The 22,864-nt window shown below is 67.5% G+C and carries 20 protein-coding genes; 13 read left to right on the forward strand and 7 right to left on the reverse strand.

The genetic code is table 11. The annotated features are described in order from the left end of the window. Positions 1–57: 57 nt before the first annotated feature. Complete coding sequence (locus ACK3BB_RS12735; protein WP_428925016.1) at positions 58–537, forward strand: hypothetical protein; 480 nt, start codon at positions 58–60, stop codon at positions 535–537. Positions 538–1,085: 548 nt separating this feature from the next. Further along, positions 1,086–1,433: a hypothetical protein gene (locus ACK3BB_RS12740; RefSeq protein ID WP_428925017.1), complete on the forward strand. Its 348-nt coding sequence runs from the start codon at positions 1,086–1,088 to the stop codon at positions 1,431–1,433. A 943-nt stretch (positions 1,434–2,376) separates the two neighbouring features. Here ACK3BB_RS12740 and ACK3BB_RS12745 read toward each other — a convergent pair. Continuing rightward, positions 2,377–2,733, reverse strand: a complete 357-nt coding sequence (locus ACK3BB_RS12745; protein WP_428925018.1) for a hypothetical protein — start codon at positions 2,731–2,733, stop codon at positions 2,377–2,379. Positions 2,734–2,942: 209 nt separating this feature from the next. Here ACK3BB_RS12745 and ACK3BB_RS12750 point away from each other — a divergent pair, with 209 nt between their 5' ends. Further along, on the forward strand, positions 2,943–3,140 hold the full coding sequence (locus ACK3BB_RS12750; RefSeq protein WP_428925019.1) for a hypothetical protein: 198 nt from the start codon (positions 2,943–2,945) through the stop codon (positions 3,138–3,140). Between the two features lie 278 nt (positions 3,141–3,418). Here ACK3BB_RS12750 and ACK3BB_RS12755 read toward each other — a convergent pair whose 3' ends face one another. The 3 genes from ACK3BB_RS12755 to ACK3BB_RS12765 form a co-directional block, all read right to left on the reverse strand. After that, positions 3,419–4,612 (reverse strand): tyrosine-type recombinase/integrase, encoded by a 1,194-nt coding sequence (locus ACK3BB_RS12755; protein ID WP_428925020.1) that lies wholly within the window; start codon positions 4,610–4,612, stop codon positions 3,419–3,421. 190 nt (positions 4,613–4,802) lie between these two features. Then, entirely contained in the window at positions 4,803–5,018 is a 216-nt protein-coding gene (locus tag ACK3BB_RS12760; RefSeq protein WP_428925021.1) for a hypothetical protein, read from the reverse strand. 194 nt (positions 5,019–5,212) lie between these two features. After that, positions 5,213–6,628 carry an MFS transporter gene (locus ACK3BB_RS12765; protein WP_428925022.1) on the reverse strand — a complete coding sequence of 472 codons (1,416 nt, stop codon included), beginning with the start codon at positions 6,626–6,628 and terminating at the stop codon, positions 5,213–5,215. Between the two features lie 68 nt (positions 6,629–6,696). Between ACK3BB_RS12765 and ACK3BB_RS12770 the strand changes: the two genes are divergently transcribed. Further along, entirely contained in the window at positions 6,697–7,110 is a 414-nt protein-coding gene (locus tag ACK3BB_RS12770; protein ID WP_428925023.1) for a helix-turn-helix domain-containing protein, read from the forward strand. 373 nt (positions 7,111–7,483) lie between these two features. Here ACK3BB_RS12770 and ACK3BB_RS12775 read toward each other — a convergent pair whose 3' ends face one another. Next, positions 7,484–8,377, reverse strand: a complete 894-nt coding sequence (locus ACK3BB_RS12775; protein WP_428925024.1) for an alpha/beta hydrolase — start codon at positions 8,375–8,377, stop codon at positions 7,484–7,486. A 525-nt stretch (positions 8,378–8,902) separates the two neighbouring features. Between ACK3BB_RS12775 and ACK3BB_RS12780 the strand changes: the two genes are divergently transcribed. Genes ACK3BB_RS12780 through ACK3BB_RS12800 form a run of 5 tightly spaced genes read left to right on the forward strand, consistent with a single transcriptional unit; the run spans position 8,903 to position 15,844 of the window. Continuing rightward, positions 8,903–10,063 (forward strand): mandelate racemase/muconate lactonizing enzyme family protein, encoded by a 1,161-nt coding sequence (locus ACK3BB_RS12780; RefSeq protein WP_428925025.1) that lies wholly within the window; start codon positions 8,903–8,905, stop codon positions 10,061–10,063. Continuing rightward, on the forward strand, positions 10,060–12,120 hold the full coding sequence (locus ACK3BB_RS12785; RefSeq protein WP_428925026.1) for a hydantoinase/oxoprolinase family protein: 2,061 nt from the start codon (positions 10,060–10,062) through the stop codon (positions 12,118–12,120). The genes ACK3BB_RS12780 and ACK3BB_RS12785 overlap by 4 nt, the downstream gene beginning before the upstream one ends. Then, positions 12,117–13,865, forward strand: a complete 1,749-nt coding sequence (locus ACK3BB_RS12790; RefSeq protein ID WP_428925027.1) for a hydantoinase B/oxoprolinase family protein — start codon at positions 12,117–12,119, stop codon at positions 13,863–13,865. Before ACK3BB_RS12785 ends, ACK3BB_RS12790 begins: the two co-directional genes overlap by 4 nt. A 36-nt stretch (positions 13,866–13,901) precedes the next feature. Further along, the gene (locus tag ACK3BB_RS12795; protein WP_428925028.1) at positions 13,902–15,083 is read left to right on the forward strand and encodes a cytochrome P450; all 1,182 of its coding nucleotides are present in this window, start codon (positions 13,902–13,904) and stop codon (positions 15,081–15,083) included. A gap of 11 nt (positions 15,084–15,094) precedes the next feature. Beyond that, entirely contained in the window at positions 15,095–15,844 is a 750-nt protein-coding gene (locus tag ACK3BB_RS12800; protein ID WP_428925029.1) for an SDR family NAD(P)-dependent oxidoreductase, read from the forward strand. A 3-nt stretch (positions 15,845–15,847) separates the two neighbouring features. Here ACK3BB_RS12800 and ACK3BB_RS12805 read toward each other — a convergent pair whose 3' ends face one another. Together ACK3BB_RS12805 and ACK3BB_RS12810 are read right to left on the reverse strand one after the other, a co-directional pair. After that, positions 15,848–16,651 carry an N-acyl homoserine lactonase family protein gene (locus tag ACK3BB_RS12805; protein WP_428925030.1) on the reverse strand — a complete coding sequence of 268 codons (804 nt, stop codon included), beginning with the start codon at positions 16,649–16,651 and terminating at the stop codon, positions 15,848–15,850. A gap of 45 nt (positions 16,652–16,696) precedes the next feature. Then, on the reverse strand, positions 16,697–18,154 hold the full coding sequence (locus tag ACK3BB_RS12810; protein ID WP_428925031.1) for an amidohydrolase: 1,458 nt from the start codon (positions 18,152–18,154) through the stop codon (positions 16,697–16,699). Between the two features lie 147 nt (positions 18,155–18,301). Between ACK3BB_RS12810 and ACK3BB_RS12815 the strand changes: the two genes are divergently transcribed. The 4 genes from ACK3BB_RS12815 (at position 18,302) to ACK3BB_RS12830 (ending at position 22,856) form a co-directional block, all read left to right on the forward strand. Continuing rightward, on the forward strand, positions 18,302–19,816 hold the full coding sequence (locus tag ACK3BB_RS12815; protein WP_428925032.1) for an ABC transporter substrate-binding protein: 1,515 nt from the start codon (positions 18,302–18,304) through the stop codon (positions 19,814–19,816). 3 nt (positions 19,817–19,819) lie between these two features. Then, positions 19,820–21,358, forward strand: a complete 1,539-nt coding sequence (gene fdrA / locus ACK3BB_RS12820) for an acyl-CoA synthetase FdrA (protein WP_428925033.1) — start codon at positions 19,820–19,822, stop codon at positions 21,356–21,358. Next, positions 21,342–21,530, forward strand: a complete 189-nt coding sequence (locus ACK3BB_RS12825; protein ID WP_428925034.1) for a hypothetical protein — start codon at positions 21,342–21,344, stop codon at positions 21,528–21,530. Before fdrA ends, ACK3BB_RS12825 begins: the two co-directional genes overlap by 17 nt. Before the next feature lie 72 nt (positions 21,531–21,602). Then, complete coding sequence (locus ACK3BB_RS12830) at positions 21,603–22,856, forward strand: DUF1116 domain-containing protein (protein WP_428925035.1); 1,254 nt, start codon at positions 21,603–21,605, stop codon at positions 22,854–22,856. Positions 22,857–22,864: the final 8 nt, after the last annotated feature.

The following is a 22,864-nucleotide window of genomic DNA, read 5'->3' on the forward strand; positions in this document are numbered from 1 at the left end:
TTGACGCATTCAAACCCTTTCTGTACGCAGAAAGAAAGAAGACAGAAAGCGGACGGCATGAACGGCAGTAAGGAAGCGGATCGCTTTGGCGGCAAGTGGGCGGTCATCACGGTCAATGAGCGCCTGCCATCGAGGGGGGAGCAGATCGCACGAGCCCGCGCCTGGGGGGTGACGGAATCCATGCATGGAGCGCGCGACGTGTCCGCGCTGATCGTGGATGACGTGACCGGGAAGCGCACGACCAACTGGCCGGGGTTGTTGAAAGAGCGCGCCTCGTTCCTCGAAGCTATGGGCACCATCTTGCCCGCCGGTGACCAGGTTTTCTTCGCCACGCCGCTCTGCATCGGCTTCTCGCCGGCCCATGCGCGGCAGGTGATTGAGCGGCTATGGTCCTGCGGGATGCTGGTCTACGTCCACACGGTTCGGGGGAACGGATCGGCCCTCTACGCTGAGGGTGACGACATCACCGACCTGCTGGACATGGTGGCGGCAGAGCAGAACGCCGCCAACGTCCGCAAGTCACGGAACAAGGTCTGAACAGGAGACCGAAATGAAGGCAAGGGTTATCGGCTTCGCGGTTGGCGCCATTCTCGGCGCATTGGTTGGCAGCGGAACAGGTATCGTTGGCGGTCCATTCGGTGCGCGTGCTGGCTTCTGGGTGTTCCTAACAATTGGGGCCCTGTGGGGAATGAGCGCCGGACCAGACGTTGCGAAATTATGGCACCAATGGAGATCCAGATAGGAGCAAGAGCATGGCGGTGGTGTTGACTATAGCGCAGAGCATTCTCGTGGGCGCGGCTGGGGGCACAGGCGCTGCTGTGGCAGCGTCTCTAATAATGTGGGCCGTTGGGGAACAACGCGAATGTAGGGAGCGACGCAGGATTTATGAGTGGCTACAGAGCGAGCGATCAGCTGGTGGCGATCCGTACCGCTCAACCCGTGCGATCGCTAGCTGGAACAACCTCCCTGAGGACAGGGTCAGGTTCCTCTGCTCGAAGGACAAGCGGATACATCTGTCGACGGGGGAGAAGCCAGACATGTGGGGCATCGGGCCACGCAAGTCCAAATAAGGAGAGGCGCTTCCGGTGGGTATCGACTTGAATAACGCCAAGAGCGTGGTTCGCGATTTCGTGGAGAACGGAGTCTTTGAAGAAGGTGGTGTCGACTTTAGAAGCTTGGCGAAAGGGGTGGTGCAGTTCTCAGATGAAGAGCTACGCCTCACCGCTATGATGGAAGGAAACACCTCAAGCGAGGAATGGCGCATCGCTATTGCGTTGGCAAAGTCGGAACTCGACCGCCGCGCTCAGGCCGCCACGGAAGTACTTCTGATGAAGACGACGAACCGGGCCGCCTGGGCGGGCATCATCGGAGCGTGTCTTGGGGGTGCGCTGGGGGCTGGTGCAACTATGTTGGTTTTTCTTTTGTCCACGTAAGGGGCCAATATCGCAGTTTGAAACTTTTTAAGTTGTGTACGATCGCGTCGTTGGCCACGTTGGCTCCCGTGGAAGGGGGGAACGGTGCGGTACAAAGTCTACCTGGACGGAATTCTGATTGCGGGCGATGTCCAGCATCGGAACGAGGCGAAGTGTCTCGCGATCGAGCTATCTTCGGATGGCGAGGCTTTCTTGGAAGTACGAGAAGCGGAACCCAAGAAGCAAGGTCGGTCGTGTCGGCCATTGCGCGCGTGGTACTACAACAGAGAGTCAGCTCGCTGGTTGGCTGCGGATTTCGGCGCCGCGCCGCATATTGAAGAGGTCGATGATGCAAATCCGGAGAGTGACAGCCCCCGAATTCGGCGAACCGCATTTTGACGTTGTCCAGTACAGGTTGACCGCCAGCGAGCCATGGCAAGAGGTGGAGCGCATCGATTGGCGTGAGGCGCGATTGCGGGATCTGCACGACGGTTCGATCAGGCTGGACGACATCCCCCACCGCCCAATCCCGTTCGGCGATGGCTTGACCGAACGGGAATATTGGCGGAGTGAGTTGGCCAAATGGCGCGCTAAGCGCGGATAAGGTGCAGGCTTCAGCAGGAAATCTGAAATTCGTACGTTGGCTGTTGAAGTAGGTAGCCGTTTGTTATTCGGCATTTTCTTAGGGCTGGATGCGAGTTTAGATAAGCTTGGGCTGCCTCTTGATGTGCTCCTTCAGATGGAGCGGGATTCGCGGCGCCAAGCGTTAGGCCTCGAACAACTGCAGATCCAGCGTGGTCCGTAGAAATCACCGCCAGAGATGCTCCCGATGGGTGTTCGAATACCTTGAATTCCCCATATTTTGTCTGAACAGTCTGGCTTGCAATTCCATACTCCGATGATTTTTGCATCGTCTCTTCGCTGCAGCCGCATGCGAAGAGTAGGATCAAAGCAACGGCCTTTTTCATGATGGCAGCCGCTTATCGCCGAAAATCACTCGTGCGGTGGTTCCATCACTCAGTTCGGCCGTGCCTTCACCGCCCATCAGGTCGTTGTCCCGGACAAGAGCCATTTGACCGGATCGTCCGTCGGTGCAGGAAATAGGAAGGTACAACCTCTTTTCCCGGCTAAACGCATCATAGGTGCCGGAGCATGTCACACCTGAATTGCTTGTGACGAAAAACTTCCCACCAGACATTGAGGCTGTGGCCTTCCCGTAGAAAACTGTTCCGTCCGATGCGGTCGCTTGGGCCGGTACTGAGACTTCACCGCAACCTGTCAGGAACAGTGCTGTGGCCGCGGCGGCAAAAAATTTTAACATGAAACCTCTTGGCAAATTTATTGTGGTTTCCTGACGCTACGATCGAGATGAGGCGTTTTCAACGCTGAAGTCATCGGATTGACCGGCGGTGCTGGCAAGATCGCGAAAGTGCATAATAATCGCTGCTGCCTCTTGTGGTTCACATCTGACCAATTTTGGACCACAACGCGGCTTGTGCCGTCCCTGTGCACTGCAACTGAGGTACGGCCATGTCAGCCTCCAACGCCATCACCGTAGCACGCCTGCCGGACGGCAGGGTCAGTATCGGCCGGGGAACGTGGTCGGACACGTTCCCGGAAGATCGACGCGAGCCCTGGGCCGCCTGGTACGAGAGCATGTTCGTCCAGTACGGATATGCCGGCTATCGCCAGATGGCCGAGGCACTGCGGGCGCTGCAGTCGGCCTGAGGGGCCTCGGCGCCGGTGCCTTCAAGCCAAACGGCCTCTTCTACAGGGATTTCCACGTCATCAGGCAGCGGCCATAGTGTGACATCATTCCCGACCAGTTCGAAGGCTGCTCGCAGGTTCGGCGCTGTGACCATCCCGTTGCGCGAGTGATCGTCGGATTCGAATGACCAGATCATGGCCATAGGATGGGCGGACTCTGTTAAGGTCCGGTGAATCGTTGCCCTGCGAGTTGCTTGTCACTGCGAGCGCGCGGACTGAGGATGAATGATCGAAGCTGCTCAGCCAAGCAGCGTCACTACGTCGGCGCCGTGTTCGCCGGTCACGTAGGCAGCCCAGGAAGCCATGATCGGCCTGCGGCGGTCCAGTAGGTCAGAGCGGGCATAACTGCGCTCGATCCGGCCCCCAATTCGGTGTCCCAGGATTGTTTCTGCAACATCGAAGGTGCAGATCTCGGAATCCTGGACCCAGGTGCGAAAGGCAGTTCTAAAGCCGTGCGGTCGGCCTCTCTCGCCGATCCTATCAAGGTAAAGCTCAACGGCACGGGACCCGACCGGTGCCCCGCGCGGCCCAGGGAACAGGAAATCATGGCCAACTGCGCGGGCGGCGGCCACGATCTCAATGGCGGGCTGGGGCAGGGGAACACGGAAGTCCTGCACCTGTCCTTCACGGCCCTTCACCCGCTCGGCCGGGACGGTCCACACGCCGTCATCGTCGACCTCGGCCGCCTTGGCTCGGTGGCAGCCGTCGAAGCGAACCAGAGTCAGCAGCATCCACCGGAGGCAAAGGCCGCTGGCCGTATCAGGATCCAGGCGCGCCCATAGGTCGGGGATCTCCTGCCATGGCGTGGCGGCGATATGCTCGACCTGGTGGCGCACCTCTCCAAGCATCCGGCGGGCGGCATCAACCACGAACGGATCGCAATCGATCCCGGCATATCGAGCTTCTTCGAAGATGATGCGCGTGCGCTGGATCGCCTTGATCGCCGTCGGGTGCTTTGTGCGCCAGATCGGCGCGATTGCGTCGCGGATCTTCACCTGGTCGATCTCGGTCATCCGCAGCCGCCCGATCTTGGGAACGACATGCCCGTCTAGCGGGCTGCGCCACCGTCCGCGCTTGCCATCACCTCGCAGGCCGTCGCGCTTGGCGTCGAAGACGATGTCGACCATCTCGGCAAACGTCGGGTCGGCTTTGTCTCTGGCCTGTCGCTCTTCGTCCTGGGCCAGCCGGCGGGCGTCTATCGGATCCACGCCGCGGGCCAGTTCGGCGGCCCAGCGATCCCGCTCCTTGCGCGCAGCAGTTAGCGCCAAGTCGGGCCAAGCCCCGATCCCCATCTCCCTGCGCTTGCCCAAGTGCGAGTACCGGAAGACCCATTTCCCGCGCTCGCCCTTCTTGACCAGCGTCAGCCCACCCCCGTCGAAGAGCTTTCCGTCGCCTGCGTTCTTGATCTCGATCGCGGTCAGCTTGTTGCGCATCAGTCCCCCATCTGGTCCCCCAGCCCAGTGCGCGCTGCCGTCGATCAAGATGCGACGCCGTGAGACAATCAGGCCGGTATTCGCCTTGATTTATAAGGGTATTCGGCTTCGTCACGCAACGGCATGAGACCCCCGCGCGGTGTCGTGTGGGGGCACCATTGAAATCAGACGCTCGAATTTTGTAAGTCGGTCAGCCCAACAAATCGGCCGTCCACTGACCTTTCACACTGAGTGTCCGCCTTGCTTTCTGTGCGCTTCGCCATGCCAGACCTTCATTGCACCATGCGGCATCGTGCCGGAACATGAGGTCGGCATCGCGGATGAACCGGTCGGACAGATGTCGTAATCCAATGCCCGCATCTCCCCATTCGGCCGCTAACAGGCTTGAACGGTTCATGGGTTTCATGCCCCGCGCCCTCAGCCTCTCTTGGGGCTCAAATGCGACCGAACCCCTTCCCTGTTGGCACACCGAAGTTGACTAATTCGACACTGGCAGTGTTCGCCCGCACTCGCGAGCGAACGTTTTCGATGCTCATGGCCCAATAGGCAATCGCGAAACACCCTGCCCATGCCTCAAGGCGCGCGACTTGCGATTGGTCGTCAGGCCGGACCCGGCGCAGCCGGCCGTCGCCTGGGATCGCTCCAAATCGCCAGACCCAAGGCGATCATGGTCAGAGCGGCGGCGGCGACAAAGGTCATGGTAAAGGCATGCGACACTGTCGCGATGGGCGCCTCGGCCGCATCGCCCGTACCCATGACGGCGACAAACAGGGTGGGCATCGCGGAGGCGCCCGTCATCAGGCCAAGGTTGCGCGAGAGGCCGAGCAGGCCGGAGAGGCGCCCGCGCTGCTCTTTCGAGGCCCCGGACATGACTGCAGTGTTGTTGGCCGCCAGGAACAATTGAAAGGCCGGGGTCAGGCCGATCAGCGCGGCGATGTATCCGCCGACACCCAACCAGCGCGGCAGGACGGCAAGGCAGAGCAGGCCGAGGATGGTCTGAACCAGCCCGGCAAGCAACACGCGCCGTGCGCCGAACCGATCCGTCAACCACCCCGCGGGCACCCCGGAGAGCGCGGCGCCAACCGGGCCGACGGCCAGGACCAGCCCGACAGCCGCCTCGTCCAGCCCAAGGGAGAACGTCAGGAAGAACGGGCCGACGACAAGGGTCGACATCATCACGGTGCCGACCAGGATGTTCATGGCAAACCCGGCACCGGTCAGCCTGTCCAGGAGCACCATCATCGGCACAAGCGGCGCGTTCACGCGGGCCTCCACGAGCACGAAGACCATCGTTGCCATCACTGCGACTGCCATGAGCACGGCCGGCGACAGCGCAATGCCTGTCGCACCTCCGCTTGCGGCAAGAGAATATGCCACAAGCGCCACGATCAATACAGCGGTGCCCAGAGGGTCCAGCGATCGTACCGACGCCCGGGGCCTCGCTCCGTCGGGCCGGATGGCGAAAACGGCAAGAACCAGGGTCATCCCGGCAAATCCTGCCAGCAGCCAGAAGGCCAACCGCCAGTCGCTCCAGGCCAAAACGAGCCCGCCCAGCGAAGGCCCGAGCGCGGTTCCGACGGCCGAGGTCGTTCCCAACATGCCCATGGCCGTGCCAAGCTGCCCCGAAGGCACCATGTCACGCGCGATCGACATGGGCAGTGCAATCAGGATCGCCCCGCCAATGCCCTGAAGCGCACGGCCGGCAATCAACAGCCCGAGGCTCGGCGCGGTTGCGCTCGCGACCGAACCGGCGATGAAGACGATCAGGCCGGCGATCAGGATCCGGCGCTGGCCGAACAGATCGCCAAGCCGCCCGGCCGAGACGATCGTGACCGTCACCGCCATCAGATAGGCCAGCACGACCCACTGGGCGTCCGAAACGGTTGCAGCAAGACTGCGTGTCAGCGTGGGCAGCATCACCGAGGCGACGCTGATCCCGAGCGATGCGGTCAGCGAAGCGGCGGCCAGCGCCGTCAGGATTGGCAGCGATGGGCCGCCCGGAGCGATGTCGGTCATGGTGGGGTCTCTTGCGTTGACGTTAGGCGAAAGCTACCGTGCCACTTGAAGTCAACTTGAGGTCAAGCGTGAAACTTCTCGACATCGGGGTCCTGTCGAAACAGAGCGGCGTCGCGCCTTCGACGCTGCGCTATTACGAGCAAATCGGCCTGATCCAGTCGGTCAGCCGGCACGGGTTGCGGCGGCAGTACGACGGGCATGTGACCACCCGGCTCGCTCTGATCTCGCTGGGCAAGATGGCGGGGTTCTCGCTCAAGGACATCAAGGCGATATTCGCCGGTGATGGCACGCCTCAATTGCCCCGCGCCGAGTTGGTCTTGCGCGCCGATGCGCTCGATGAGCAGATCCGGGGGCTCACGCGGTTGCGCGACGCTTTGCGTCACGTGGCGGATTGCCCGGCGGAGAGCCATATGGATTGTCCGAAGTTCAAGCGCCTGATGAACTTCGCCTCCCGCACTGCTGTCAAACGCCCGGCCTCATAGTCTTGGCCGGCTGATTTTTTTGAACAGGAATTCCCGAAAGCCGAAACCCGTGTCTACTTTCATTGTGGCCTGCTGTCTTGCCATGCCCGGGCTTGCCGAGCCCCAGGTCGGCCTGCGCGCGCTGGTCACGTCGGATGCGGAGGATCCGCGCCAGCTGTCCCTGTCGGTCTGGTATCCTGCGGAAGCCGGTCCATCGGTGGAAGATGTGGGTGGAAACGCCGTGTTCGTCGGGCAGCCCGCTTATCGCGATGCCCCGGCGGCACCAGGACCGTTTCCGCTGGTTCTGCTGTCGCATGGCGGGTTGCGGTCGGCTGCGGATTCCGGCATGGCGGGACCGCCGCCCCGCCATTGTCCTGACGGGCGGCGGCTGTGATCACATCCCGCTGGTCGCAATCGCCAGGGTGATCCGCAGGGATTGGCCAAAGCTCTGGCCATGGCCCGCCCCGTCGAAATCCCGGTCCTGGCCGGTCACCCCGGCCGCGCGCAGCGCCGTGCGCAGGCGGGCCAGGGCATCGGCCGGAAGGGCCTCGCGCATGCGGATCATGGCCTGGGCCGCCGGGTTGTCGGACCGCCGCGACGGGCCGCCCTCGGCCGTGCCGGCATGGATGTCCAGCACCGGGGCATCGGCCATCGGGGTCGCGGCCTGCGTCATCAGCCGGTCGAGGAAGGCACCGTTGTCCCACCACAGAGCCGGGCTTGCGGCGGTGAACCGGGCAAAGCCGCTGCGCCGGACCAGCGCCGCCTGCAGCACGCACAGCCCGCCATAGGAATGCCCCCAGAGCAGCCGGCGGCCGGGCGCCAGCGGGGCCAGCGTCTCGGCCCGGGGCAGGATGTGGCCGGTCAGAAGGCCGAGATAGGCATCGACCTGCCCGCCGGGCCGCCCGCGCGGATCGTCCAGCGGCCGGCCGGCGGCATCGGGCGGGGTATAGTCGCGGGTGCGTTCCAGCGTCGCAAAGCGGGTGTCGGTGTCATATTCATGGGTCACGATCGCCGGCCCTCCGGCGGCGGCCAGCCCGGCCAGCATCGGGGCATCCAGCACCATCGCCGCCGCCCGACCGTCCAGCAGGTGCACCGCCGGATAGCCCCCGGCCGGGGCCGGCCCACGGGGCCAGGCCAGCCGGATGACATGGTCGGGGCTGCCCGCCGGCCCGGGCTGGCGAAAGCTGGCCACCTGGTAATCGGCCGTTCCGGTTTCCATCACCGTCGGCCCGTCGACGGCCTGCGAGGGCTGGGCCCGGGCCGGGGCGGCCAGGGCCAGTGCCGCCATCCCGCCCAACACCTGCCTGCGGCGCAGTCCGTGCGGCGGGGACGGGCGGGCAGGGGCGGTTGAGCGAAGATCAGACATGGGAACACCAGACATTGAGGCATCGGGCATAGGGACACCAGACTTGGGCGCATCGGGCTTGGGCCGGGCTCCTTGCGGGCCGGGCGGCCCGGATGGGGACAGGGGAGAAGCTGGCCGGGGCTGGCGTTGTGCCGGTCCTTAGGCCAGCCGCCGGGCAGAGGCAAATCGGTCGCCTCTGCCGCGCCACGGGGCAGGGGCGCGGAGATGCCCGGAAATTGGGCAGATGGCTGGTTGCGAATGTGAACAAAAGTTTTCAATAAAAACAATGCCCGGGCCACTTTGCGCCGCTTTCCGGGAAAATCGAGCGTTGACGGTATGTTATCCTTTCATAGGGTGACCCGTGATCCGGCCCCGCTTGGCCGGTGACACCACGCCGGTCCGGGCCGGCGCGGCCGCCATACCCCCCGCAGGCGCCGGCTGGGCGCCGCCGATATCCAAGGACGACCCATGAAGATCACATCCATCGAGGCATTCCCCATCCGGCTTCCGGCCCGGCGCGATTTCAAATGGGCGGGCCTGCGGGAGAACCTGGGCGGCTTCGTGCTGGTCCGGCTGACGACCGACGACGGGGTGACCGGCTGGGGCGAGGCCACGCCGCTGCCCGATTGGGGCGGGGCCGCCGGCCGGCGCGGGGGCGAGACCCAGGCCACGGTCTGTTCCATGGTGCGCGACGTGCTGGCGCCGGTCGTTCTGGGCCTGGATGTCTGTGACGTGACCGCCGCGCGGCTGGCCATGGACCGGGCGGCGATCGGCAATTCCTATGCCAAGGTGTCGATCGACATCGCCATGCATGACGCCTGGGGCAAGACCCTGGGCCAGCCGGTCTATCGCCTGCTGGGCGGCAAGGTGCGCGAGGCCGTGCCCTTTGCCCACATGGTCGGGCTGATGGACCATGGCGATGCCATGGACGAGGCGCTTGGCGCGCTGGCGGATGGCTGCACCGCGTTGCAGATCAAGGGCGGGGTGGATGCCGAGCGCGACATCGCGCTGGTCGCCGAATTGCGGCGCGAGGCCGGGGACGGGCCGTTCCTGCGGGTGGATGCGAACCAGGGCTATCGCTCGGCCCGCTTTGCCATCGATACCCTGGCCCGGCTGCGCGATGCCGGGGCCGATGGCTGCGAACAGCCCGGGGCCAACATGGCCGCGATGGTCGAGATCACCCGCCGCGGGGCGCTGCCGGTCATGGCCGACGAAAGCTGCTGGGACGCGGTCGATGCGATGGACGTGGTGGGCCAGGGCGCGGCGGACTGGATCTCGATCTACCTGGCCAAGGCCGGGGGGATCACCGGCGCCCGGCGGGTCGATGCCATTGCCCACACGATGAACATCCGCACCGATGTGAACGGGTCGATCGAAAGCGCCATCGGCAACGCGGCCAACGTGCATTTCGCCCTGGCCGCCCCGTCGGTCACGCTGCCCTGTGTCATCCCGGTCAGCGCCCCGGCGGGGGCCCATCCCTGCAAGGTGGCCGGCAATTATTACACCGACGACATCCTGGCCGCGCCGATGGCGCTGCGCGACGGGGCGATCCTGCCGCTCGATGCGCCGGGGCTGGGCATCGAGATCGACGAGGCCAAGATCGCGCGTTACCGGCAGGACCTGGCATGAGCGGCATCCGCATCGCGGCCGACATCGGCGGCACCTTCACCGACGTGGCCTGCCTGCATCCCGATGGCCGGCTGGTCACGCGCAAGGTGCCGTCGACGCCGCAGGATTACGCGGCGGCCATCGTCGACACGATGGACGAGCTGGCCGGCGAGACGCCCTTTGCCGAGATCCTGCATGCCTCGACCGTGGCGACCAATGCGATCCTCGAAGGCAAGGGCGCACGCACCGCGCTGATCACCACGCGCGGCTTTCGCGACGTGCTGGAGCTGCGCCGCATCCGCGTGCCCCGCCTTTACGAACCGCTCTACGAGAAACCCGCGCCGCTGGTGCCGCGCCGGCTGCGGTTCGAACTGACCGAGCGGATGGATGCCCGGGGCCAGGTGCTGACCCCGCTGGACAGCGACGAGACCGAGGCGCTGATCGCGCACCTGGCCACGCTGGATGTCGAGGCGGTGGCCGTCTGTTTCCTGCATGCCCATGTCAACGACGCCCATGAACGCGCCCTGGCGGCCCGGCTGCGCGCGGCCTTTCCCGACAGGTTCATCTCGGTCTCGTCCGAGGTGCTGCCCGAGATCCGCGAATACGAACGCTGTTCGACGACCGTGGCCAATGCCTATATCGGCCCGCCGGTCGCCCGTTACCTGCGTTCGCTCTCCGACCGGCTGAAGGCGGCCGGGCAGGGCGGGCGGCTGCTGATGATGCAATCCTCGGGCGGGGTGCAGCAGATCGAGACGATCATCGCCCGGCCGGCCACCGTGGTCGAAAGCGGCCCGGCGGCGGGGGTTGTCGGCGTGGCACGGATGGGTGCGCGGGCGGGATACGAGCGCATCATCACCTTCGACATGGGCGGCACCACGGCCAAGGCCGCGATGATCGAGGACGGGCGCATTGCCTCGACGTCCGAATACGAGGTCGGCGGGGGCATCTCGTTGTCCTCGCGGCTGGTCAAGGGCGGGGGCTATGCGCTGAAACTGCCGGTGGTCGACGTGTCCGAGGTTGGCGCGGGCGGCGGATCCATGGTGCGCGTCGATGCGGCCGGTGCGCTGCGCGTGGGTCCCGAAAGCGCCGGAGCCCATCCCGGTCCGCTGTGTTACGGCCGGGGCGGCACGGCGCCGACGGTGACCGATGCCAACGTGGTGCTGGGATACCTCAACCCCGAAGCGCTGGCCGGGGGCACCGTGCCCATCGATGCCGGCGCCGCCCGGCAGGCCTTTGCGCAAGAGGTCGCGCCGGTGCTGGGCTGCGACATGCACCAGGCCGCCTTTGGCGTGCACCGGCTGGCCAACGTGTCGATGATGCGGGCGGTCAAGGCGGTGTCGACCTATCGCGGCCGCGATCCGCGCGATTTCACCCTGTTCTGCTTTGGCGGCAACGGCGGCGTGCACGGGGCGATGATCGCCCGCGAGCTGGACATGACCCGCGTGGTCGTGCCGCCGGCGGCCGGGGTCTATTCGGCCGTGGGCCTGCTGTTCGCCGATTTCGAGGCCAGCCGCTCGCGGGCCTTCCTGGCGCCGTTCGATGCCGCCATGGCCGGGCGCGCGGGCGCGGTGCTGGAGGCGATGCAGGCCGAGGTGGCCACCGAGCTGGACGACCCGGAGGCGGTCATCCGCTGGAGCGCCGACCTGCGCTATACCGGCCAGGCCTTTGAGCTGCCCATCGACCTGCCGCGCGACGTGCCGCTGGCCGATGCGCTGGAGGATGTGCGCCGGGCCTTCGATGCGGAACATGAAAAGGCCTATGGCCACGCGATGCCGGGCAAGGGGCTGCAGGTGGTCAACCTGCGCGTGCTGGGCTCGGTCGCCCCGCCGACGCCCGGCGGGCTGGCCCTACAGCCGGTCGCCCCGCCGCCACCTGGCCAGTCGCGGACCGTTCATTTCGGCGAGACCTTCGGCCTGTGCGACACGCCGATCCTGCGCCGGCACGATCTGGACGCCACGCCGCGCCAGGGGCCGGCGATCATCGAGGAATACGAAGGCACGACGGTCGTGCCACCCGATGCGACGGTGCATCGCGACGGGTTCGACAACATCGTCATCGACTACGGGGACCGGATATGACCGCTACCACGATCGACCCGATCCTGCTGGAAGTGCTGAAGAACGGCTTTGAGGCGGCGGCCGATGAAATGGCGCTGATCCTGATGCGCACGGCGCATTCCTCGATCGTGCGCGACGCGATGGATTACTCGACGGCGATCTGCAACGCCGAGGGCGAGACCATCGCCCAGGGCCTGACCACGCCGATGCACCTGGGCAGCTTCTATGATGCCATGCGCCACCTGGTGACGACATTCGCGGGCAACATCCATCCCGGCGATGTCTTCATCGGCAACGACCCCTACCTGATCCAGGGCCAGCACCTGCCCGACATCTATGTCATCGAACCGATCTTTGCCGAAGGCCGGATCTGTGCCTGGGCCACGACCATTGCCCATCATGCCGATGTCGGCGGGCTGGTCGCCGGGTCGAATTCCATCGGTGCCACCGAGATCCACCAGGAAGGCCTGCGCCTGCCGTTCCTCAAGCTGGTCGACCGGGGCACGGAAAACGCCATGCTCTTCGAGATCATCGCGGCCAACGTGCGGGTGCCCGATCTGGTGATCGGCGATCTCTATGCCCAGCTGGCCGCCGCCCGGGCCGGGCGCAAGAGCTTTGGCGCGCTTCTCGACCGGTACGGCGCCGACCGTATCGCGGCCTATGCCGCGGCCCTGCAGGACCAGGCCGAGACCCTGTCGCGCAAGGCCATCGAGGCGATCCCCGATGGCACCTATGGCTTTACCGACCAGATCGACGGGCTGGGCGAAGACCCCGCGCCGATCACCCTGCAGGTCACCTTGCGTGTCTCCGGGTCCGAGATCACCGCCGACTGGACGGGCACCAGCCCGCAGGTCCGGGGCGGGATCAACGCGCCGCTGTCGTTCTGCAAGTCCAATGTCTATGCCGCGCTGCGCTCGATCATGCCGGCCGATGTGCCCAATTGCCATGGCTATACCCGGCCGATCACCGTGACCGCGCCGGCCGGCAGCCTGGTCAATTGCACCTATCCCGCGCCCTGCGGCGCCCGGGGCATCACCGGCTACCGGGTGATCGATTGCATCTTCGGCGCGCTGGCCGCCGCGCTGCCCGACCGCATCCCCGCCGACAATACCGGCGGCTCGTCGCTGCCCAGCTTCGGCGGCCAGGTCGACGGGCGGATGTTCGTCTTTTCCGAATGCGTGATGGGCGTCTGGGGCGCAACGGCCGCCCATGACGGACAATCGGGGGTGCCGCACATGGGGTCGAACCAGTCCAACGTGCCCATCGAGATGATCGAAACCGATTACCCCCTGCGCATCGATGCCTATGGCTTTGTACCCGATACCGGCGGGCCGGGGGCGTTTCGCGGCGGCGTGGCCATCCGGCGCGACTGGCGCGTGCTGACCGATGACACCTATTTCGGCATCCGCTCGGACAAGGCCCTGTTCCCGCCCCACGGGCTGTTTGGCGGTGGTGCGGGCAGCCCGGCCCTGACCGAGATCGCCACCGGCGACACCACCCGCCGCCTGCCGTCGTTGCCGACCGAGCCCGAGACCCTGGCCGCCGGCACGCGGGTCAGCCACCGCATGGCCGGGGGCGGGGGCCATGGCGACCCGCTCGACCGCGCGCCGCAGAGGGTGGCCGACGACCTGGCCGACGGGCTGGTCACCGCAGCCCATGCCCGCGCGGCCTATGGCGTCGTCTTTGCCGATGCCGACCGGGCCATCGTCGACCCCGAAGCCACCGCCGCCCTGCGCGCCAGCCTGCGCGCCGCGCCGGCCCCGTAACGCCAAAGACCGACCGACACCAAGCCGAAAGACCCCATGTCCAGCCGCATCACTTCCACGCTCGATCCCTTTTCGCCGGACTTCCGCGCCGATCCCTATGCCGCCTATGACCAGCTCCGCGCCCTCGGGCCGGTGGTCTGGCTGGAACAGCACGGCATCTGGTGTGTCCACCATTACGACACCTGCATGAAGGTCCTGTCGAATTACGAGGTCTATTCCAATGCCGGAGGCGGGGGCATCAAGAACTACTTCCACGAAGAGCCCTGGCGCCCGCCGTCGATCATCCTCGAGGTCGACCCGCCCGATCACACCCGCACCCGCACGGTGATGAACCGCGTGCTGGGCCCGCGCATCCTGCGCGAGCTGCGCGAAGGCTTCGAGGCCGTCGCCGGCACCATGGTCGACGAGGCGCGGGCCCTGGGCGATGTCGACGGGGTGGATGCCCTGTCGCGGCGCTTTCCGCTCAAGGTCTTTCCCGACAGCGTCGGGCTGGCCGAGGACGGGCGCGACAAGCTGCTGGTCTACGGGGCGATGGTCTTTGGCGCCTTCGGGCCCGAGGGCGATTGGTACCGGTCGTTCATGGCCGAGAATGCCGATGTGCCGGCCTGGATCATGGACCGCTGCCAGCGCGCCAACCTGTCGCCCGACGGGATCGGCGAGATGATCTATGCCGCCGCCGACGATGGCCAGGTCACGCCCGAGGAAGCGCTGATGCTGGTGCGCACCTTCCTGTCGGCCGGGGTCGACACGACGGTCGACAGCATCGGGCTGGCGCTGAAACTGCTGGCCGAACATCCCGAGCAATACGCCCGCCTGCGGGCCGATCCGGGGCTGGCGCGCAATGCCTTCGACGAGGCCACGCGGTTCGACAGCTCGTCCCAGAGCCTGTTCCGGACGACCCTGTGCGATACGGAACTGGCCGGCCAGGCGATCGGCAAGCACGAAAAGGTCATGGTCTTCATCGGCTCGGCCGGGCGGGACGGGGCGCATTTCGACGACCCCGACACATTTGACATCACCCGGCGGATCAAGGGCCAGATGGGCTATGGCGTGGGGCCGCACGGCTGCGTCGGCCAGATGTTCGCCCGGCTCGAAGGCGAGGTGCTGCTGCGCGCCGTGGCCGAACGCGTCGATCGGCTGGAGCTGACCGGCCCGGCCGAGTTCCGCCTGAACCCCGGGCTGCGCGGGCTGTCCCGGCTGCCCATGGCCCTGCACTGAAGGACAAACCCATGACACGCACATTGATCGCCGGCGGGGCGACCGGCATCGGCGCGGCCGTGGCGCGCCTGTTCCTGGCCGAAGGCGGCCAGGTCATGGTCGCCGATGTCAACGAGGCCGGGCTCGACCACCTGGCCCGCCAGGCCGATGACCTGCCGGGCAATCTGACCACCTGTCACGTCGACCTGGCCCGGCCCGACGCTCCGGCCACGGTGGCCGAGCGGGCCGATGCGGCGATGGGCGGGGTCGATTGCCTCTTTGTCAACGCCGGGCTGATGCTGGCCGCCCGGCTCGAAGACTGGACCCCCGAGATGTGGGACCGGTCGGATGCCATCAACCTGCGCCTGCCGATGTTCCTGACCCAGGCCTGCCTGCCGGCGCTGCGGGCGTCGGAGAATGCCAGCGTGATCTATACCTCGTCGACCGGCGCCCTGCGCGGCCATGCCGGCATGCCGGCCTACCACGCGACGAAATCGGGCATCCTGGGCCTGGTCCGGGCGCTCGCCGACGAGCTGGGCCCAGAGGGCATCCGGGTCAATGCCCTGTTGCCGGGCTGGATCGACACGCCGTTCAACAACGGGTTCTGGGATCACCAGCAGGACCCCGACGACACCCGCGCCCGGATCGAGGCGGGCATTCCCATGCGCCGCCACGGCTCTGCCGACGAGGTGGCCGGAACCGTGCGCTACCTGGCCTCGGAAGCGGCGCGATACGTCACCGGCACCCGGCTGGTCGTCGATGGCGGCTACACGGCGGTCTGAGGCTCAGTCGTAGCATTCCGGCGCCAGCCGGATGCGCCGGGCCTGGTCGGGATCGTGGGTCATCAGCTTCAGCGCCCCGGTCTCGGCCTCAAGCGCGTTGATCCGCCGGATCGAGGCCAGCGCCGCGTCATCGTCGACCGAGGCGCCCGGCAGGATGCCGGCGTCGAAATTCTCGGCCAGGTCACCGACATCGGCCGTCAGGATCACCGGCCCGGTCACCGGCAGATCGACCCGCAACGACATGTGCCCCGGCGTGTGGCCGGGGGTGAACAGGGCGGTGATGCCGGGCATGATCTCGGCGTCGCCGTCGAGGATGTCCCAGCGCAGGCCATCGAGGCGGATATCCGATGCAAAGACGGCCATCGGCAGGGGGTCCTGCGCGATACAGGCCTGTTCAGCCTTCTGGATCAGCACCCGGGCATGGGTCAGCCGCTTGAGATGGCCGGTATGGTCGGCATGCAGATGCGACAGGATCACCGTCGAGATGTCGTCAAAGCCCAGGCCCAGCCCGGCCAGCTGGGCGCCCAGCTCGTGATGCGGTTTGACCACCGGGGCCGGGTCCCAGCCGATGGCCGTGTAATGGCTGGCCCGACGGGCCGGGTCGCGCAGGTTGGCCTCGTCGAGCCCGGTGTCGAACAGTACCCAGCCCCGGTCGGTGTCCAGCAGGTAGGCCGTGATCGGCACGGCGATGACCAGCCGGTCATCCGCCCCGCGCAGCGAGACCGACAGGGGGATGATCTCGTAGCCGCAGAGCAGCACGAACAGACGGCGGACACAGGTGGCGGTGGAAACAGGAGAGGCGTGCATGGTCATGTCCTGGGGATTGGGGCGTCAGGGGATGGGCCGCGCGGATCAGGCCGGCGTCGTCAGGTCAAAGGGCGGCGGGCCGTCGGCCACCATCGGGCGATAGCGGTAGTCCGGGCCCCGGGCGGCCTCCAGCTCGGCCCGGGCCTGGGCGATCAGCTCGGGCGCATGCAGAAAGGCCGCGCCGGTGGCCATCAGCGCCCGGGCGGCCAGCTGCATGCCCTTGTCGGCGATCGGATGGGCGCCCGCGGCCACGGCCTGCCAGGTATGGGGCCGGGTGCCGGGCACCCAGGTCGCCGTGCCAAGCGCGCCGCAGGGCACCAGCCAGGACACGTCGCCCACATCCGACGAAAACGCACCCTGGCTGCCAAAGACATAAGGCCCCAGTTCAAACGCCTGGTCCAGCGCCGGCGGGCGGTCCATCGAGGCCTGGATGCGGGCGGCAAAGGCATGATCGGCATCATCCCAGCGGATCGGCGGCAGCGCGGCCATGTTGGCCAGCATCACCCGGCCGACCACGTCGTTGGGCAGGATCGAATGCACCGCGCCCAGGCGGCGGATCTCGGCCCGCGTTCCGGTGCCCATGGCCGCGCCCCGGGCGGCCTGTTCCAGCCGTTCAAAGACTTCCTGGGCGACGGCCGGATCGGGATGGCGCACGCCGATGCGGCTTTCGGCCAGGTCGGGGATGACATTGGGCGCCACGCCGCCCCGGGCCACGATGTAATGGATATGGGTGCCCTGGGGCACGGTCTCGCGCATCAGGCTGGCCATGTGGTGAAAGGCCTCGACCCCGTGCAGCGCCGACCGCCCGGCCTCGGGCGCCTGGGCGGCATGGGCGGTGCGGCCGTGAAACAGGATCCGCCCGCCGATGCTGGCCAGCGACCGGCTCTGCCAGACCCGGTTGACGTCGTCGGGATGCCAGTGCAGCGCGATGGCCAGGTCGTCGAACAGCCCGGCCCGCGCCATGTAGACCTTGCCCGCCCCGCCTTCCTCGGCCGGCGTGCCATAGACCCGCACTTCGCCGGGGGTGCCCGTGGCCTCGAGCCAGCGCGCCAGCCCGACCGCCGCCCCGATCGCGGCGGCGCCAAAGAGATGATGACCGCAGGCATGGCCGACATCCTGGCCGGGCAGCGGATCGGGATAGGGCGCGGCCGATTGCGAAAAGCCGGGCAGGGCATCCATTTCGGCCAGCAGCCCCACCGCCGGCACGTCCGGCCCGTCGCCCTGCCGCCAGCTGGCCACGAAGGCCGTGGGCAGGCCGGCCACGCCCCGGGTCACGTCAAAGCCCTGGGCGGTCAGGACCTCGGCCATGTCGGCCGCCGTGCGGTGTTCCTGGTAGCCCAGTTCGGGATGCGCCCAGATCCGCCGGGCCAGGGCGCACATCTGCGCGTCAAAGGGCGCGGCCCCGGCCAAAAGCCGGTCAAGTTCGGCCCGGGGCAGGGCGCCCAAGGCCGGGCCATTGCCTGCGGATTGGGCAGTTTCGCCGATCTGATCCTTGGTTGTCATGCTCGCAAACCCCTGCATTCACGTCATAATCCTGGCTAACGCCTTTCCGGCGCCCGGAAAACGGCCAAAAAGCCCCTTGCGCCGGAATACCAGATGTTTCTAATGCGCACATCTGTTTTCTTTGCGAACTACCTGGGGAGACCACCCTTGCAGCTCAAGATCGGCGTCCATTACGAGCCCTCCAATGTCGACCCGCATCTTGGCGCGGCCGAGCTGGCCCTGCAGATGACCCAGGGCTGCCTGGACACGCTGGTCAACAAGACCGTCGAGGGGGCTGTGCTGCCCGGGCTGGCGCTGGACTGGACGGTGTCCGAGGATCAATGCCGCTATGCCTTTACCCTGCGCGACGACGTGGTCTTTCACGACGGTACGCCGTTCGACGGGGCGGCGGTCAAGGCATCGCTGGACCGGGCGCGCGATCCGGCCAATGCCTCGCAGCTGGCCGGCAGTCTTCTGGGCAGTTACCGCGAAACCCGCGTCCTGGCCCCCCACCGGATCGAGATCGTGCTCGACCGGCCCTATGCGCTGTTTCTCGATGCGCTCAGCCAGGGATGGCTGGCCCCGATGTCGCCCCGGGCGATGCAGGAAGCGGGGCCCGGGTTCATGCTGCCCGTGGGCACCGGGCCGTTCATCTTCGATCGCTGGGACAAGGGCGACCGGCTGGTGATCCGGCGCAACCCGGCCTACGCCTGGGCGCCCGGCCTGGTCGAAACGGACGGGCCGGCCCATCTCGACGAGATCCACTTCCTGTTCCTGTCCGACGAGGCCGCGCGCACGGCCGCGCTGAAGGCCGGCACGGTCGATGCGATCTTTGCCACCGCGCCGGCCGATTGCGCCGGGCTGCGCGCCGATGGCCGGTTCCAGGTCATCACCCAGCCGGTGCGCGGGGTGCCGGTGTCGCTGATGATGAACATCAAGCGCGGGGCGACACGGGACCTGGCCGTGCGCCAGGCCCTGTCGCAAGGGCTGGATGTCGACGCGCTGGTGGCGCAGGTCTTTCACGGCGAGTTCGAGCGCGCCTTCAGCCCGGTGTCGCAATTCACCCTGGGCTGTGCCGAGGACCTGCGCGGGCTCTATCCGCATGACCCGGCCCGCGCGGCGGCGCTGCTGGATGCGGCGGGCTGGCTGGCCGGTGACGACGGGCTGCGGCGCCGGGATGGCGAGGTGCTGACGCTGGATTTCCTGGCCCTGCCGGTCAATTCCTACCCCGAGTTCGGCGCCATCGTGACCGAACAGCTTGGCCGTCTGGGCGTGCGGGTCAATGTCGTGCTGCTCAGCCCGCCGGACTGGATCCGGGCCGGCATGCAGGGCGAGCACGGGCTGATCCCGCAGGGCAAGTTCGCCAGCTCGTCGCAGCTGCTGGGCTTTGTTTACCATTCCCGCCATTCCGGCCCGGGCAGCTATGGCTGGAGCAAGCGCGGGCCCGAAGATCATGCCCGGATCGACGCGCTGATCGATGCCGCCGAGACCTGCCTCGACCCGGCCGATTACGTGCCGCTCTTCGAAGAGGTCCAGCGCGAGGTCATGCAGGCCGCGCTGGCCATTCCGCTGCATTGCAACACCAACCTGATCGCCGCGCGCAAGGGCCTGGCCGGCCTGCGTTTCGATGCCATCGGGGCCTATCCGCTGTTTCACGACACCACCCTGGCCGAGGAGGCCTGAGCCATGGCGACACGGGTCATCATCCGTCCCCGCGAATACCACGATTCCGTCCGCCTGATGCGGGTGTCCCAGGCCGTCCGGCTGGAACCGGGCGTGACCGAGGCCATGGTCATGATGGCCACGCCCAACAACCGCAAGATCCTGGCCGGCTCGGGCCTGCTGACCCCCGAGGCCGAGGCCGCCCGGCCCGATGACCTGGTCGTGGCGCTGGTGGCCGAGGACGAGGCGGCGGCCGATGCGGCCCTGCGCGCGGCCGAGGCCGCCTTGACCGAACAGGCCGGCTCCGGCGCCGCCCAGGTGCGCCCGCGCACGCTGGATGCCGCCCGGGCCGCGGCGCCCGAGGCGCGGATCGCGGCGATCTCGGTGCCCGGGGCCCATGCCTTTGGCCAGGCCAGGCGGGCGCTGGAACTGGGGCTGCACGTCTTTCTCTTCAGCGACAACGTGCCCGTCGAGGACGAGCTGCGCCTCAAGGAGATCGCCGGCGAGAAGGGCCTCCTGGTCATGGGCCCCGATTGCGGCACGGCGATCATCGGCGGCGCGGCCCTGGGATTTGCCAACCGCGTGGCGCGCGGCCCGGTGGGCATTGCCGGGGCCTCGGGCACGGGCATGCAGGAGATTTCGTCGCTGCTCGACACCATGGGCAGCGGCATCAGCCAGGCCATCGGCACCGGCGGGCGCGACCTGTCGGCGGCGATCGGCGGGCGGACGATGATGCAGGCGCTCGACCTGCTGGCCGGCGACCCGGCGACCGAGGTTGTCGTGGTGACTTCCAAGCCGCCGGCGCCCGAGGTGGCCGAAGCGGTGCTCGACCGGTGCCGGGCGATGGGCAAGCCGGTGGTGGTGAATTTCGTCGGCGCGCCGGCCCGGGCGGCCGATGGCAACCTGCGCTTTGCCTCTACCTTGGCCGAGGCCGCGCGCCTGGCCGCGCAGCTGGCCGGCCGGCCCGGAGATCTGCCCGCGGCCGAAGGCGCCGAGGCCTGGATCGCGGCGGCCGCCCCGGCGGCGGGACAACGCTATCTGCGCGGGCTTTATGCCGGGGGCACGCTGGCCTACGAGGCGCTGGCCCTGCTGGGCGACCGGCTCGGCCCGATCCGGTCCAACCTGCGCAGCGGGGCGCTTGGCCTCGACGATCCGTTCCGCAGCCAGGGCCACACGGTTGTCGACCTGGGCGAAGATGCCTTCACCCAGGGCCGGGCGCATCCGATGATCGATCCCGACACGCGCAACCGGCGCATCCTGGCCGAGGCCGCCGATCCCGAAACCGCGCTGCTCCTGATGGACCTGGTCATCGGCTACGGCGCCCATGACCACCCCGGCGCGACCCTGGCCGCCACCCTGGCCGAGGCCCGCGCCCTGGCCGCCGCCGGCGGGCGCGACCTGCCGGTCGTGGTCACGCTCTGCGGCACGCGCGGCGACCCGCAAGGGCTCGACGAGCAGATCGCCGCCCTGACCGGGGCCGGGGCCCTGGTCGCCCGCAACAATGCCGAAGCCGTGGCCCTGGCCGCCCGCATGATGGAGGCACACCATGCCGCAACCGCCTGAACCCGCACCCGTCGCGGCCCTTCCCGACACCGCGCCCGGGGTCATCAACATCGGCGTCGATCTCTTCGCCGAAGCCCTGGCCGCCCAGGATGTGCCGGTGATCCAGGTGCTGTGGTCGCCGCCCGAGACGCCCGACGACGACCTGATGTCGCTGCTCGACAGCCTGATCTGACCGTCCCGCCGCACGCCCCTTTCCAATTGCCACCGGCCCGCCGCGGCCGGCCCCGCCCAGACCGGAGCCCCCATGACCGACCTGAAGACCCGCATCGAAGAGGCCAATGCCAAGGCCTTTGACATCCTCCGCCAGGGCAAGCCCCGCCTGATCGACGTGGCCCCCGCGCTCGATGTCCTGCCGGGGATGAAACCCAACCTCATCCTGCATTCCGCCCCGGCCATCGCCTGGGACGACATGTGCGGGCCGCATCGCAACGGCATCATCGGTGCGGCGATCTGGGAAGGGCTGGCCGCCGATCCCGAAGAGGCCGAGGCCCGCATCCGCTCGGGCGAGATCCTGACCACGCCCTGCCATCACCACGATGCCGTCGGCGCCGGGGCGGGGATCACCTCGGCCTCGACGCCCATGCTGGTCGTCGAGAACGCGGCCTTCGGCACCCGGGCCTATTCCTGCATCGCCGAGGGCGGCGGGCTGCGCCTGCTGAAATGGGGCTATTGGGACCAGGACGTCCTGGACATGCTGACCTGGCAGGCCCGGGTCTTTGCCCCCGTGCTCAAGGCCGCGCTTGCCGCCGCCGGGCCGATCGACCTGAAGGCCATTGTCGGCCGGGCCGTCGAGATGGGCGACGAATGCCACAATCGCTCGGTCGCGGCCACGGCGCTCTTCCTGCGCGATCTCTACGGGCCGATGGCCGCGCTGGACATGGCCGAAGACGACATCCGCGCCTCGATCCGCTTCCTGGTCGAAAGCGAACATTTCCTGCTGCATGCGATCATGGCCGGGGCCAAGTCGATGCTGATGGCCGCCGAGGGCATCGAGTATTGCACGCTGGTCACCGCCATGGCCCGCAACGGCGTCGATTTCGGCATCAAGGTCTCGGGCCTGGGCGACCGCTGGTTCACCGCTCCGGCGATGGAGGTCAAGGGCCTGTTCTTCCGGGCCGAGTGGTCCTACGAGGATGCCGCGCCGGACCTGGGCGACAGTGCCATCACCGAAACGGTGGGGCTGGGCGGGTTCATCCAGCCCTGCGCGCCGACGGTCACCCAGTATGTCCAGGCCGACCTGGCCCAGGCCATCGCCAACACGGCCGAGATGCGCCAGATCTGCCAGGGCGACAATCCCGACGTGCGCATCCCGGCGATGGATTTCGCGCCCGGACCGCTGGGCATCGACATCCGCAAGGTGGTCAAGACCGGCATCACCCCGCTGCTCGACACGGCCATCACCCACAAGGACGGCGGCCTGATCGGGGCCGGCGAGGTGCGCGCGCCGATGGGCTGTTTCAGGGACGCGCTCAAGGCCTTCGGGGCGGCCCATGGCTGAGCGGGCGG

The organism is Marinibacterium sp. SX1, assembly GCF_050389775.1.
Lineage (GTDB): Bacteria > Pseudomonadota > Alphaproteobacteria > Rhodobacterales > Rhodobacteraceae > Marinibacterium.

Bases quoted from the DNA above. Each gene is read 5' to 3' on its own strand.
- ACK3BB_RS12735 (WP_428925016.1), top strand. From the start codon at position 58: ATGAACGGCAGTAAGGAAGCGGATCGCTTTGGCGGCAAGTGGGCGGTC.
- ACK3BB_RS12745 (WP_428925018.1), bottom strand. From the start codon at position 2,733: ATGTTAAAATTTTTTGCCGCCGCGGCCACAGCACTGTTCCTGACAGGT.
- ACK3BB_RS12750 (WP_428925019.1), top strand. From the start codon at position 2,943: ATGTCAGCCTCCAACGCCATCACCGTAGCACGCCTGCCGGACGGCAGG.
- ACK3BB_RS12755 (WP_428925020.1), bottom strand. From the start codon at position 4,612: ATGCGCAACAAGCTGACCGCGATCGAGATCAAGAACGCAGGCGACGGA.
- ACK3BB_RS12760 (WP_428925021.1), bottom strand. From the start codon at position 5,018: ATGAAACCCATGAACCGTTCAAGCCTGTTAGCGGCCGAATGGGGAGAT.
- ACK3BB_RS12765 (WP_428925022.1), bottom strand. From the start codon at position 6,628: ATGACCGACATCGCTCCGGGCGGCCCATCGCTGCCAATCCTGACGGCG.
- ACK3BB_RS12775 (WP_428925024.1), bottom strand. From the start codon at position 8,377: ATGGCGGCACTGGCCCTGGCCGCCCCGGCCCGGGCCCAGCCCTCGCAG.
- ACK3BB_RS12780 (WP_428925025.1), top strand. From the start codon at position 8,903: ATGAAGATCACATCCATCGAGGCATTCCCCATCCGGCTTCCGGCCCGG.
- ACK3BB_RS12785 (WP_428925026.1), top strand. From the start codon at position 10,060: ATGAGCGGCATCCGCATCGCGGCCGACATCGGCGGCACCTTCACCGAC.
- ACK3BB_RS12790 (WP_428925027.1), top strand. From the start codon at position 12,117: ATGACCGCTACCACGATCGACCCGATCCTGCTGGAAGTGCTGAAGAAC.
- ACK3BB_RS12795 (WP_428925028.1), top strand. From the start codon at position 13,902: ATGTCCAGCCGCATCACTTCCACGCTCGATCCCTTTTCGCCGGACTTC.
- ACK3BB_RS12800 (WP_428925029.1), top strand. From the start codon at position 15,095: ATGACACGCACATTGATCGCCGGCGGGGCGACCGGCATCGGCGCGGCC.
- ACK3BB_RS12805 (WP_428925030.1), bottom strand. From the start codon at position 16,651: ATGCACGCCTCTCCTGTTTCCACCGCCACCTGTGTCCGCCGTCTGTTC.
- ACK3BB_RS12810 (WP_428925031.1), bottom strand. From the start codon at position 18,154: ATGACAACCAAGGATCAGATCGGCGAAACTGCCCAATCCGCAGGCAAT.
- fdrA (WP_428925033.1), top strand. From the start codon at position 19,820: ATGGCGACACGGGTCATCATCCGTCCCCGCGAATACCACGATTCCGTC.
- ACK3BB_RS12825 (WP_428925034.1), top strand. From the start codon at position 21,342: ATGCCGCAACCGCCTGAACCCGCACCCGTCGCGGCCCTTCCCGACACC.
- ACK3BB_RS12830 (WP_428925035.1), top strand. From the start codon at position 21,603: ATGACCGACCTGAAGACCCGCATCGAAGAGGCCAATGCCAAGGCCTTT.